Source organism: Siccibacter turicensis LMG 23730, from assembly GCF_000463155.2.
Classification (GTDB): Bacteria; Pseudomonadota; Gammaproteobacteria; order Enterobacterales; family Enterobacteriaceae; genus Siccibacter; species Siccibacter turicensis.
Window position 1 is genome coordinate 242,947 of sequence record NZ_AWFZ01000048.1, and the last position, 12,717, is coordinate 255,663.

Here is a 12,717-nt window from a genome sequence, read left to right on the forward strand (position 1 = left end):
GCCCTGGCGCGACGCGTTAACGTTCATTCGTGAAGAGAAAAAGTATGGCTATCTGCACTTCGCGTCAGGCGTGGTTAACCCTGCTGCGACGCTTTCATTTTTATATTGGCCTGTTTGTCGGCCCGTTTATTTTCATCGCCGCGCTTTCCGGCACCCTGTACGTGGCAACGCCCCAGCTGGAAAACCTTATCTACGGTCGGGCGCTGTTCAGCGATGCCCGTGGTGAGCCGCACCCGCTGGCGGAGCAGATCGACGTGGCGCAACAGGTCACCGGCGGGCATCTGCGTCTGCATGCGGTTCGTCCGGCGGCCAGCGCGGGGGAGACCACGCGCGTGATGTACGCCGATCCCACCCTGGACGCGTCAGAGAACCGGGCAATTTTTATCGACCCGATAACGCTCGAGGTGCGCGGCGATATGACGGTGTATGGCACCAGCGGTATCCTGCCGCTGCGTCAGTGGATTGACTATCTGCACCGCTCGCTGCTGCTGGGCGATCCGGGTCGCCTCTACAGCGAGCTGGCTGCCTCCTGGATGTGGGTCGCGGCGCTGGGCGGAATTGTGCTGTGGTGGATGACGCGCCCGCGTCGGGTGATAAAGAACCGCTTTCAGAACACGCGTCGCCTGCACGCGACCCTAGGCTGGGTGCTGCTGGCCGGCATGCTGCTGTTTTCGGCTACCGGTCTCACCTGGTCGCAGTGGGCAGGGGGGAACGTGGATACATTACGCAGCGCGTTTGGCTGGCTTACCCCTCAGGTCAACACGGCGCTGCACGGCAGTTCTGCCGAGGAGCACAACCCTCACGCGGAGCACCGCATGGACCATGACCACATGACGATGCCAGCGCTGCACATCGAAGCGACGCAGTTCGATGGTGTGCTGGCCGCCGCGCGTCAGGCAGGTATCAATGCCGGCATGCTGGAGATCCGCCCGCCGCGCGAAGCAGGCAAGGCGTGGACGGTAACGGAGATTGACCGTCGCTGGCCAACGCAGGTCGATGCGGTGGCGGTAGACGGCGATTCCCTGCAGGTGGTGGATAAAGTGAACTTTGCCACCTTCCCGCTGATGGCGAAGTTGACCCGCTGGGGTGTCGATCTGCATATGGGCGTGCTGTTCGGTCTGCCGAATCAGTTGCTGCTGATCGCGTTCGGCCTGGCGCTGTGCGTAACGATCGTGGCGGGTTATCGGATGTGGTGGATGAGGCGTCCTGCCGGAGCAACGACCAGCCCGGCGCAGACCCTGACCGAAGCATGGCAGGGGCTGGGCGCGGGCGGTAAAGTTCTGACGCTCGTTATTGCCGTTGCGCTGGGGATTGCTCTGCCGGTGATGGGCATCAGCATGGTGCTGTTCTTTATCATCGACGTAGTGCGCTGGCGTAGCGGCCGGACAACGCACGCCCCTTCCCACTAAGCGTACGCACCATCCGGCGCGCTAGCGGTTGATCAGGGCGTCATGTGCGCCCTGATCCATCCCGCGTTGCCACGCGGCGCGCAGCTGCGTCGCCTGGTCAACGGCATCACAGCTGGCCGGGAACAGTTTGCCGTTCACGCCCCAGGTGTACAAAAAGTCAGGGCGGCAGATTTTCTGCTGGCCGCTGGCGTAGCCTTTCAGATAAGCCTCCCGGTTCGGTTTTACCGCGTTATAGTTGGCGGCCAGCGTGCTGCTGTCTTTGGCGACCGCACCGGATACCGCATCTTCAAAACCAACCTGCTGCCAGTTGGTCTTGCCTGGGGTCGGGGCGTGCGCCGTGGAGTCAAGCTGACACCCGGCAAGGGCGAAAAGCAGAGCGAAAACCAGAATACGGGGCATACGTGCGTTTCCTTGCTGTTTTTTCATTGTTACTTACAGGATAGTAATCCCACCGGACTTTACCCAGCGGTGCGCTACACAACGGCGTCATCGCAGTGTTATGTACATTTATCTTTACGAATTAAACCGAATTATATGCCAAATCAGCATTTAAAGAATGCTGTGTAAATATAAGTGTACGTATTTTGGATTGAAATGTTTACCACGTATGATATTGTGAGGTTTCTTCCGTAAGGAATGACTATCGCAAACGAGCAGACCGAGGATCGCCATCATGCAAAAAGACGCGCTGAACAACGTACATATCGCCGACGAACATATTCTGATCACCCCCGAGCAGCTTAAAGCCGAATTCCCGCTCAGCGACGCGCAGCAGGCGCAGATCGCGGAGTCGCGCCAGACCATTTCCAATATTATTGCCGGTCGCGATCCGCGTCTGCTGGTGGTATGTGGACCCTGCTCGATCCACGATCCCGAAGCTGCGATTGAATATGCTCGTCGTTTTAAAACCCTGTCTGAACAGGTCAGCGATAGTCTCTACCTTGTAATGCGCGTCTATTTTGAAAAGCCACGTACCACCGTGGGCTGGAAAGGGCTGATTAACGATCCGCACATGGATGGCTCGTTTGATGTGGAAGCCGGGCTGAAAATTGCCCGTCAGCTGCTGGTGGAGCTGGTGAACATGGGTCTGCCGCTGGCGACCGAAGCGCTCGATCCGAACAGCCCGCAGTACCTGGGCGATCTCTTTAGCTGGTCTGCTATTGGCGCACGCACCACCGAATCCCAGACCCACCGTGAAATGGCGTCTGGCCTGTCGATGCCGGTTGGCTTCAAAAACGGTACTGACGGCAGCCTTGCTACGGCAATCAACGCCATGCGCGCCGCGGCGATGCCGCACCGCTTTGTCGGCATCAACCAGGCAGGCCAGGTCTGCCTGCTGCAAACGCAGGGTAACCCGGATGGGCACGTGATCCTGCGCGGCGGCAAAGCACCAAACTACAGTCCGGCAGACGTCGCACAGTGCGAGCAGGAGATGCAGCAGGCGGGCCTGCGCCCGGCGCTGATGGTGGATTGCAGCCACGGCAACTCCAATAAAGATTACCGCCGTCAGCCTGCGGTAGCCGAATCGGTGGTCGCCCAGATCAAGGACGGCAACCGCTCGATTATCGGGCTGATGATTGAAAGCCATCTGCATGAGGGCAACCAGTCTTCCGAGCAGCCGCGCAGCGCCATGAAGTACGGCGTGTCGGTGACCGATGCCTGCATTAGTTGGGAAACCACCGAAGCGTTGTTGAGCGAGCTTCATCAGGATCTTAAAAACGCGCTGTCGGCGCGTGGCGCATAAGAGGCAAACATGGTTGCAGAACTGACCGCCCTGCGCGATCAAATTGACGACGTGGATAAGGCGCTGCTGGATCTGCTGGCGAAACGGCTGGCGCTGGTAGCAGAAGTGGGCGAGGTGAAAAGCCAGCATGGGTTGCCGATTTACGTCCCGGAACGCGAGGCGTCGATGCTGGCATCCCGGCGTGCCGAGGCCGAAAAGCTCGGTGTACCGCCGGATCTGATTGAAGACGTGCTGCGCCGCGTGATGCGTGAATCCTACTCCAGCGAGAACGATAAAGGCTTCAAAACCCTGCATCCGTCGCTGCGCCCGGTGGTGATCGTCGGCGGCGGCGGCCAGATGGGGCGGCTGTTCGAGAAGATGCTGACGCTGTCGGGCTATCAGGTGCGTATCCTCGAAAAAGCCGACTGGGATAACGCGCCTGCGCTGTTGCAGGATGCGGGCATGGTGATTGTCAGCGTGCCGATTCATGTGACCGAAGAGGTTATCGCCGCGCTGCCTCCGCTGCCGTCTGACTGTATTCTGGTGGATCTGGCGTCGGTGAAAAGCGGGCCGTTGCAGGCGATGCTGAACGCGCACAGCGGGCCGGTGCTGGGGTTACACCCGATGTTCGGTCCGGACAGCGGCAGCCTGGCGAAACAGGTGGTGGTTTACTGCGACGGACGCGAGCCCCAGGCCTATCAGTGGCTGCTGGAGCAGATTCAGGTATGGGGCGCACGGCTGCACCGCATCAGCGCGGTCGAGCACGATCAGAATATGGCGTTTATTCAGGCGCTGCGCCACTTCGCCACCTTTGCCTATGGCCTGCATCTGGCAGAAGAAAACGTGCAGCTTGAACAGCTGCTGGCGCTCTCATCACCGATCTACCGCCTTGAGCTGGCGATGGTGGGCCGACTGTTTGCCCAGGATCCACAGCTTTACGCCGACATTATTATGTCGTCCGGCGACAACCTGGCGCTGATTAAGCGTTACTACACGCGTTTCGGCGAGGCTATCGCGCTGCTGGAGCAGAGTGACAAGCAGGCGTTCATCAGCAGCTTTCGCAAAGTTGAACACTGGTTTGGCGACTACGCGACGCGTTTCCAGAGCGAAAGCCGCTCCCTGCTGCATCAGGCGAACGATATCCGGCAGTAATGCTGAGGCGAGATATACTGAAAAGCCAGTGGGTTATCCCGCTGGCTTTTTTTTCGTAACAGGAGCGTGAACATGGCTGAACCTCAACCGTTATTTGATTACACCGGCCATCTGCCGGAGTGCCCGGTGTGGCAGGAAGAAGAGCAGGCGCTCTGGTGGGCCGATATTCTTGAAGGCGAGATTCATCGCTTCCATCCGGAAAGCGGTGAGCACCGCGTGCTGCGTTTCCCGGAAGAGGTAGGCTGCTTTGCGCTGCGCGAAGAGGGGGGCTTTATCGTCGCGATGCGTAACGCCATCTGGCTCGCGGATGAGCAGGGTACGCTGGTGAAAAAAGTGTGCGATAACCCGAGCAACCCGGCGCTGGCGCGCTTTAACGACGGCGGTACCGATCACCGCGGGCGCTTCTACGCCGGCACCTTCTGGGGGCCGGGTGACTATAACGGCGCCCTGCTGGTGCGGGTCGACAACGATCTGACCCCGCACGTTATCCAGTGCGACATTCTCGGTGCGAACGGCCTGGCCTTCAGCCCTGACGGGCGCTGGATGTATACCTCCGATACGCCCAATAGCGTTATCTGGCGCACGCCGCTTAATGAAGACGGCGAGCCAGGGGCGCGTACGCTGTTCAAAGCCTTTGACGAGGGCGAGGGAAGCCCGGACGGTGCAGCCATGGATGAGGAGGGCTGCTACTGGAGCGCGCTGTTTGATGGCTATCGCGTGGCGCGCTTTTCGCCGCAGGGCGAGGAGCTGGAGAGCTACACGCTGCCGGTACGCTGCCCGACAATGGTGTGTTTTGGTGGCAAGGATATGAAAACGCTGTATATCACCACCACGCGGGAAAACATGGATGAAGAGGAGCTGAAAGCCCGGCCGCTCTCCGGTGCCATCTTCACCCTGCCGGTGGCAGTAGCAGGGATGAAGAAGCCGCCGTTTCGCGAGGCTTAAGCCGGGTCGACCGGCACCACGTTTTCGCTCGGGTAACAGCCCAGCACTTTCAGGGAGCGGGTAATGGCCGTCAGTTCGCGCAGGGCGGCCTGCATGCTGGTGGACTCCAGGTTGGCCTGGATATCGAGATAAAACATCTCTTCCCACGGGTTGCCGTTGATCGGACGTGACTCCAGTTTGGTCATGATCAGATTGTGGTTGCGCAGCACCAGCAGCGCTTCCACCAGCGCGCCCGCCTGTTGGCCGGTAGCCATCAGCAGGGTGGTTTTGGCCGGAACCTGATCGGAAACGTCGATGGCTTTGCGGGCCAGAACGATAAACCGGGTGATGTTCTGGGTCTGGTTCGCCAGATTGCGCTCCAGCACCTGCAGGCCGTACAGCCCACCGCCCGCCTCGTTGCCGAGTGCCGCAACGTGCGGCGAATTTGCTTCAGCCACTTTTTCCATCGCGGCGGAGGTGCTTTCGCAGTATTCAATTTTCCAGTGCGGGTAGCGATTAATAAACTGGCTGCACTGCTGGAACGGCTGCGGGTGGCTGTAGACCGTGGTGATGTCATCCAGCGTAGTAGAGGTAGCGACCAGTACGCAGTGGTCAATCGGGATTGTCAGCTCGCTGACAATCGACAGGCTGGTGTGCTGCAGCAGATCGTAAACGTCGTTGATGGCGCCGGAGCTGGTGTTTTCGATAGGCACCACCGCGTAATCCGCCTGGCCGGTCTCCACCTGCTGGAAAATATCCTGAAACTTCGCGCAGCCGCTCTCGATAAAGGCATCGAAGTGGCGCGCCGCGTACTGACGTGCCGCCAGATGCGAATAGGAGCCTTTCGGGCCCAGGAACGCAACGCGCGCGGAATGAGGATTGGTTTTGTTTAGGTGCTGCTGGAGCAGCGCCTGCTGCGTCAGAACTGAATCTTCAATGATCAGCTGAAACAGGCGGGTGATGTAGTGCGCATCCAGATGCTGCTTCTGGCCGAGCTGAATCAGGCGGTCCAGCAGGTCGCGCTCGCGATCGATATCGCGCACCGGGCGATGGGTGGTCAGTTTCGCTTTACCGACTTCAACGGCGAGCTGACGGCGTTCAGCCAGCAGCATCAATAGTTTTTCGTCCAGCGCGCTGATTTTCTCACGCAGGGCCAGTAACGGGTTTTCCGTTGTCATAACGCCACCTTTTTTCTTGTTATCAATAAAAAAGCCTCCCGGTCTGGGAGGCTTTGATGTTCGTCTTCGCATTCTTTATCACATGACGACTCGCCTCCCATTCAGGGGAAGGTAAAAAAGAATGCGAAGAAAAACGGTAGTAGTTTCATTGGGACTTCCGGTTGGATAGAGAAGATAAAGTACCCGCAGGCTTTTGATGGTGTCAATAAAAAACGCGCCCGTAGGCGCGTTGTAGAAAGAGGGGGGATTATTCTTCCTCTTCTTCCTCAGCGTAGCTCACGTCTTTCACGGAGCCGGTAGCCCGGCGAGCTTCGCCCTTATGCTGAACTTTATTAAGCTGGCGCTCCAGTTTAGTGATCAGCTCATTGATGGCGACGTACATATCATCATGTTTGGCGCTGGCGACCAGCTGCCCGTTCGGCGTGCTGATAGTCGCATCGGCCACAAAGCCCTGCGGTTCTTTAGAGAGAATGATATGCGGGTTGATAAGCTGAGTTTGCCATTTTTCGAGCTTGGCGAGACGGTCTGCGACATGTTGGCGAATTGCCGGAGTGATGTCCATTTGCTTGCTGGTAATGTTCATTGTCATAAATGTTACCTCTCGTCTTTCCGTCTTGGTAACTTCAGCATAACGCCAAAAATGTCAAAATGCGTGATTGAAATCACGATTTTTCGTCACTTTTTGTCAATGAAATCTTTTTGTGAGTCAGGACAGTAAGAGGGCAGATATCCCTTGAGCCTTATGCAAAAGCAGGCCATAGTTGATGGGTTGCGCTGAGTGCAGCGACGTACAACACGCATAAAAAAACGGCAGCCACTGGCTGCCGTTTGCATATCAGAACGTCATTCAGCTTGGGTTAGCGGCAATAATCTTCGCCACTTTGTCCGCCTGCGCATTCAATTGCAGCTCGCGGTAGGCGTTTTCCATAAGCACCAGGCCATCACGCGTTGCCTGGGTATCCGGGTAGTTGCGCAGCATGCCTTCTACACGGTTGGTCACCGCCACCCACGCGCCACGGTCGGTATAATACTGCGCGACCGACAGCTCATACTTCGCCAGACGATCTTTCAGGAACACCAGGCGTTTGGAGGCATCGGTAGCGTACTGGCTGTTCGGGTAGCCGCGAACCAGTTTTGAGAAGTCGTTGAAGGCTTCACGCGCGCGCTGCGGATCGCGGTCGCTGCGGTCCACGCCGAAGAAGCCCTGCAGGGCGCTATCGTCCAGCGCCATGTTAGTCAGACCACGCATGTAGATGACATAATCGATATTCGGGTGAGTCGGATTCAAGCGCATAAAGCGGTCAATGGCGGCCTGAGCCAGCGGCAGATCGGCATTTTTGTAGTATGCGTAGATCAGATCCAGCTGCACCTGCTGCGAGTACGGCCCAAACGGATAGCGGTTATCCAACGCTTCCAGTTGCGTTATTGCTGCTTTCCAGTTACCGTCCTGGAGTTTTTGCTGAGCAGTCGCGTAGATTTCAGAGGGCGGATTATCAGGAACCTCGTCCTTAGAACCGGAGCAGCCCGCCAAAGCCAGGCTCAACGTGGCGGCTGCCAACAAATATTTCATGCGCGTCATGACGTTTTGACTTTCCTCAGAATGTTTCCGGGAGACTTACCTGTTCCTGCTCCCGATTAAGACCAGCTACAATAGCACACTATGCCCGTCATACTTCAAGGCACATATTATACGGCTAAGCCGTAAAACCCAACGTTAACGAAGAAGCTGTATATGGCACAACGAGTACAACTCACCGCAACGGTGTCCGAGAATCAACTCGGTCAACGCTTAGATCAGGCTTTGGCCGAATTGTTCCCTGATTATTCACGCTCACGCATAAAAGAGTGGATCCTTGGCCAGTGCGTACTGGTAAACGGCGTCGTCAGCAGCACGCCAAAGGAGAAAGTCTTCGGCGGCGAGCGTGTCGCCATTAATGCCGAAATCGAAGAGGACGCACGCTTCGAGCCCCAGGATATTCCGCTGAATATCGTCTACGAAGATGACGACATTATCGTTATCAACAAACCGCGTGACCTGGTGGTGCACCCTGGCGCCGGTAACCCGGATGGCACCGTGCTTAACGCGCTGCTGCACTACTATCCGCCGATCGTAGACGTCCCGCGTGCCGGTATCGTCCACCGTCTCGATAAAGACACCACGGGGCTGATGGTGGTGGCGAAAACCGTCCCGGCGCAAACGCGTCTGGTAGAGGCGCTGCAGCTGCGCGAGATTACCCGTGAGTATGAAGCGGTAGCGATTGGCCATATGACGGCCGGTGGCACGGTGGAGCAGCCTATCAGCCGCCATCCGACGAAGCGCACCCATATGTCCGTACACCCGATGGGTAAACCGGCGGTGACGCACTATCGGATTATGGAGCATTTCCGTATCCATACCCGCCTGCGTCTGCGTCTGGAAACCGGTCGCACGCACCAGATCCGCGTTCACATGGCGCACATTACCCACCCGCTGGTGGGCGATCAGCTCTACGGTGGCCGTCCGCGTCCACCGAAGGGGGCGTCCGAAGCCTTTATTCAGGCGCTGCGTAAGTTCGATCGTCAGGCATTGCACGCCACGATGCTGCGGCTCTATCACCCTATCAGCGGTATCCTGATGGAGTGGAATGCCCCTATCCCGCAGGACATGGTGGAACTGATCGACGCGCTGCGCGCCGATTACGAAGAGCATAAAGAGAGCGTGGACTGGCTATGACCAAACTGATTGTTCCGCAATGGCCTTTACCGCCGGGCGTTCGCGCCTGCAGCTCAACGCGGATCGGCGGCGTAAGCCAGGCACCCTATGACTCACTGAATCTAGGGGCGCACTGCGGTGACAATCAGGGGGATGTCGATGAAAACCGTGCGCGCTTCTATCAGGCGGCGGGCTTTCCGCAGCAGCCGGTATGGCTGGAGCAGGTTCATGGCCACGACATTCTGAAGCTGACCGGCGAACTGCCGGCGTCTAAGCGCGCCGATGCCGCCTGGACCAATCAGCGCAGGACTGTCTGCGCCGTCATGACGGCGGATTGTTTACCGGTGCTGTTTTGTAATAAAGCCGGCACCGAAGTCGCCGCTGCCCATGCTGGCTGGCGCGGGCTGTGCGATGGCGTACTCGAAGAGACGGTTGCCAGCTTTAGCGACGCCCCGGAAAATATCATCGCCTGGATGGGCCCTGCCATTGGCCCAACTGCCTTCGAGGTGGGCGCAGAAGTGCGTGAGGCCTTTATGGCGCGTGATGCACAAGCCGTGAGCGCGTTTGTGCCGAAGGGCGAGAAGTACATGGCCAATCTCTTCGAGCTGGCGCGTCAGCGTCTGGGCAATGTCGGCGTCACGCAGCTTTACGGCGGCGACCGCTGCACCTACAGCGAGCCGGATGAATTTTTCTCCTGGCGCCGGGACAGAACCACAGGCCGCCTGGCAAGTTTCATTTGGCTGATATAACCTAGAGAATCAAGACGATCCAGTACGGGTAACTCCCCGTACACATAATTCAGGTCTCAAACCTTGAATAATCGAGGGATGACCTCATTTAATCTCCAGTAGCAATTTTGACCTGTTATGGGAGGAGTTATGCGTCTGGATCGTCTTACCAACAAATTCCAGCTTGCTCTTGCCGACGCTCAGTCTCTCGCGCTGGGGCAAGACAACCAATTCATCGAACCACTTCATCTTATGAGCGCCCTGCTTAATCAGGAAGGCGGTTCGGTACGTCCTTTATTAACGTCAGCCGGCATCAATGCCGGCCAGCTGCGTACTGCTGTTGAGCAGGCGCTCAGCCGTTTACCTCAGGTGGAAGGCACAGGCGGCGACGTTCAGCCGTCGCAGGACCTGGTCCGCGTCCTTAACCTGTGCGACAAGCTGGCGCAAAAACGCGGCGACAATTTTATTTCGTCCGAACTGTTTGTTCTGGCGGCGCTTGAATCACGCGGCACCCTGACCGACCTTCTGAAATCCGCAGGGGCCACCACCGCCAACATCACGCAGGCAATTGAACAGATGAGGGGAGGGGATAGCGTGAACGACCAGGGCGCTGAAGATCAGCGGCAGGCACTGAAAAAATACACCATCGATCTGACCGAGCGTGCCGAGCAGGGCAAACTCGACCCGGTGATTGGCCGTGATGAAGAGATTCGCCGCACTATTCAGGTACTGCAACGGCGTACCAAAAATAACCCGGTGCTGATCGGTGAACCTGGCGTGGGTAAAACTGCGATTGTGGAAGGTCTCGCCCAGCGCATCATCAACGGGGAAGTACCGGAAGGGCTGAAAGGTCGTCGCGTACTGGCTCTCGATATGGGCGCGCTGGTGGCCGGGGCGAAATACCGCGGTGAGTTCGAAGAGCGTCTGAAAGGCGTACTGAACGATCTCTCTAAGCAGGAAGGCAACGTCATCCTGTTTATTGATGAGCTGCATACCATGGTGGGCGCTGGGAAAGCCGATGGCGCGATGGATGCCGGGAACATGTTAAAACCGGCGCTTGCTCGCGGGGAACTGCACTGCGTAGGGGCGACCACCCTCGATGAGTACCGTCAGTACATTGAAAAAGATGCTGCCCTGGAGCGTCGCTTCCAGAAAGTGCTGGTCGATGAGCCGTCTGTCGAAGACACCATCGCGATTCTGCGCGGCCTGAAAGAGCGCTATGAGCTGCATCACCATGTGCAGATCACCGACCCGGCGATTGTTGCCGCCGCCATGCTGTCGCATCGTTATATCTCCGATCGTCAGCTGCCGGACAAAGCCATCGACCTGATTGACGAAGCGGCATCCAGCATTCGTATGCAGATCGACTCTAAGCCTGAAGAGCTGGATCGCCTTGAGCGCCGAATCATTCAGCTCAAGCTGGAACAGCAGGCCCTGATGAAAGAGTCTGACGACGCCAGTATCAAACGTCTTGAGATGCTCAACGACGAGCTGTCTGATAAAGAGCGTCAGTATTCTGAGTTAGAAGAAGAGTGGAAAGCGGAAAAAGCGTCACTCTCTGGTACCCAGACGCTGAAAGCCGAACTCGAACAGGCGAAAATCGCTATCGAGCAGGCACGGCGCGTAGGTGACCTGGCGCGGATGTCCGAGCTGCAGTACGGCAAAATTCCGGAACTGGAAAAACAGCTGGAAGCCGCCTCGCAGTCCGAAGGTAAAACTATGCGTCTGCTGCGTAACCGCGTAACTGACGCTGAGATCGCAGAAGTGCTGGCGCGCTGGACCGGTATTCCGGTGTCGCGCATGCTGGAGGGCGAACGTGAAAAACTACTGCGCATGGAGCAGGATCTTCACAGCCGCGTTATCGGTCAGGATGAAGCCGTCGAGGCGGTATCCAATGCGATCCGTCGTAGCCGTGCTGGCCTCTCTGACCCGAACCGTCCGATTGGTTCATTCCTGTTCCTCGGCCCGACCGGGGTAGGTAAAACCGAGCTGTGCAAAACGCTGGCAAACTTCATGTTCGACAGCGACGACGCCATGGTGCGTATCGATATGTCGGAGTTTATGGAGAAACACTCCGTGTCACGGCTGGTGGGTGCGCCTCCGGGATACGTCGGCTACGAAGAGGGTGGCTATTTAACGGAAGCGGTTCGCCGTCGTCCTTATTCCGTCATCCTGCTCGATGAAGTCGAGAAAGCCCATCCGGACGTGTTTAACATCCTGCTGCAGGTGCTGGACGATGGCCGCCTGACGGACGGACAGGGGAGAACGGTCGATTTCCGCAATACCGTGGTGATCATGACCTCAAACCTGGGTTCCGATCTGATTCAGGAACGCTTTGGCGCGCTGGACTACGCCGACATGAAGGATCTGGTGCTGGGTGTGGTAAGCCAGAACTTCCGTCCGGAATTCATCAACCGTATTGATGAAGTCGTGGTGTTCCACCCGCTTGGTCAGGCGCACATTGCTTCTATTGCGCAGATCCAGCTGCAGCGGTTGTATAAACGTCTGGAAGAGCGGGGCTACAGCGTGTCCATCTCTGATGAGGCGCTCAAGCTGCTTGGCGAAAATGGTTACGACCCGGTATACGGTGCGCGGCCGTTGAAGCGTGCTATTCAGCAGCAGATTGAAAACCCGCTGGCGCAGCAGATCCTGTCTGGCGAGCTGGTTCCGGGGAAAACGGTACAGCTGGTGGTGAACGACGGGCAGATTGTTGCCATGCAATAACCGTGAAATGACAAAACGAGCCCTGCGGGGCTCGTTTTTGTATCTTTTCCAGGCTGGAAAGTAGCATTTTTCAGCGTTACGCCTGGAAAGTGAGCAACTGAAAAATTATTTGTGATTTCCTCTTGTCAGCCTCCGAAAACTCCCTATAATGCGCCTCCACTGACACGGAACAACGGCTTACAGGCCA

At 57.5% G+C, this 12,717-nt stretch carries 12 protein-coding genes and 1 other annotated feature; of the genes, 7 read left to right on the forward strand and 5 right to left on the reverse strand.

Annotation, left to right across the window (positions count from 1 at the left end; translation table 11 throughout):
* Positions 1 to 44 precede the first annotated feature (44 nt).
* A complete protein-coding gene (locus DW58_RS15865; RefSeq protein ID WP_024549735.1) occupies positions 45 to 1,409 on the forward strand; it encodes a PepSY-associated TM helix domain-containing protein in 1,365 nt (454 codons plus the stop codon).
* Positions 1,410 to 1,430: 21 nt separating this feature from the next.
* Here DW58_RS15865 and DW58_RS15870 read toward each other — a convergent pair whose 3' ends face one another.
* Positions 1,431 to 1,808 carry a DUF2799 domain-containing protein gene (locus DW58_RS15870; protein ID WP_024549736.1) on the reverse strand — a complete coding sequence of 126 codons (378 nt, stop codon included), beginning with the start codon at positions 1,806 to 1,808 and terminating at the stop codon, positions 1,431 to 1,433.
* 274 nt (positions 1,809 to 2,082) lie between these two features.
* Between DW58_RS15870 and aroF the strand changes: the two genes are divergently transcribed.
* The 3 genes from aroF to DW58_RS15885 all read left to right on the forward strand — a co-directional run bounded on the left by aroF (position 2,083) and on the right by DW58_RS15885 (position 5,229).
* Positions 2,083 to 3,153 (forward strand): 3-deoxy-7-phosphoheptulonate synthase AroF, encoded by a 1,071-nt coding sequence (gene aroF / locus DW58_RS15875; RefSeq protein WP_024549737.1) that lies wholly within the window; start codon positions 2,083 to 2,085, stop codon positions 3,151 to 3,153.
* Between the two features lie 9 nt (positions 3,154 to 3,162).
* Positions 3,163 to 4,284, forward strand: coding sequence for a bifunctional chorismate mutase/prephenate dehydrogenase (gene tyrA, locus DW58_RS15880; protein ID WP_024549738.1), 1,122 nt, complete (start codon positions 3,163 to 3,165; stop codon positions 4,282 to 4,284).
* Positions 4,285 to 4,356: 72 nt separating this feature from the next.
* Entirely contained in the window at positions 4,357 to 5,229 is an 873-nt protein-coding gene (locus tag DW58_RS15885; RefSeq protein WP_024549739.1) for an SMP-30/gluconolactonase/LRE family protein, read from the forward strand.
* Here the strand turns inward: DW58_RS15885 and pheA are convergent.
* The 4 genes from pheA to bamD form a co-directional block, all read right to left on the reverse strand.
* Positions 5,226 to 6,386 carry a bifunctional chorismate mutase/prephenate dehydratase gene (pheA, locus tag DW58_RS15890; RefSeq protein WP_024549740.1) on the reverse strand — a complete coding sequence of 387 codons (1,161 nt, stop codon included), beginning with the start codon at positions 6,384 to 6,386 and terminating at the stop codon, positions 5,226 to 5,228. The genes DW58_RS15885 and pheA overlap by 4 nt on opposite strands.
* Positions 6,387 to 6,410: 24 nt before the next feature.
* Positions 6,411 to 6,536, reverse strand: a sequence feature (Phe leader region).
* The gene (gene pheL / locus DW58_RS21245; RefSeq protein WP_121497579.1) at positions 6,488 to 6,535 is read right to left on the reverse strand and encodes a pheA operon leader peptide PheL; all 48 of its coding nucleotides are present in this window, start codon (positions 6,533 to 6,535) and stop codon (positions 6,488 to 6,490) included. Its footprint overlaps the feature before it by 48 nt.
* Positions 6,537 to 6,633: 97 nt before the next feature.
* A complete protein-coding gene (gene raiA, locus DW58_RS15895) occupies positions 6,634 to 6,975 on the reverse strand; it encodes a ribosome-associated translation inhibitor RaiA (protein ID WP_024549741.1) in 342 nt (113 codons plus the stop codon).
* 258 nt (positions 6,976 to 7,233) lie between these two features.
* Positions 7,234 to 7,965, reverse strand: a complete 732-nt coding sequence (gene bamD / locus DW58_RS15900) for an outer membrane protein assembly factor BamD (RefSeq protein ID WP_024549742.1) — start codon at positions 7,963 to 7,965, stop codon at positions 7,234 to 7,236.
* Between the two features lie 153 nt (positions 7,966 to 8,118).
* Between bamD and rluD the strand changes: the two genes are divergently transcribed.
* The 3 genes from rluD (at position 8,119) to clpB (ending at position 12,530) form a co-directional block, all read left to right on the forward strand.
* A complete protein-coding gene (gene rluD, locus DW58_RS15905; RefSeq protein WP_024549743.1) occupies positions 8,119 to 9,099 on the forward strand; it encodes a 23S rRNA pseudouridine(1911/1915/1917) synthase RluD in 981 nt (326 codons plus the stop codon).
* Positions 9,096 to 9,827 carry a purine nucleoside phosphorylase YfiH gene (gene yfiH, locus DW58_RS15910; protein ID WP_024562450.1) on the forward strand — a complete coding sequence of 244 codons (732 nt, stop codon included), beginning with the start codon at positions 9,096 to 9,098 and terminating at the stop codon, positions 9,825 to 9,827. Before rluD ends, yfiH begins: the two co-directional genes overlap by 4 nt.
* Positions 9,828 to 9,956: 129 nt before the next feature.
* Entirely contained in the window at positions 9,957 to 12,530 is a 2,574-nt protein-coding gene (clpB, locus tag DW58_RS15915; protein WP_024550525.1) for an ATP-dependent chaperone ClpB, read from the forward strand.
* Positions 12,531 to 12,717 lie beyond the last annotated feature (187 nt).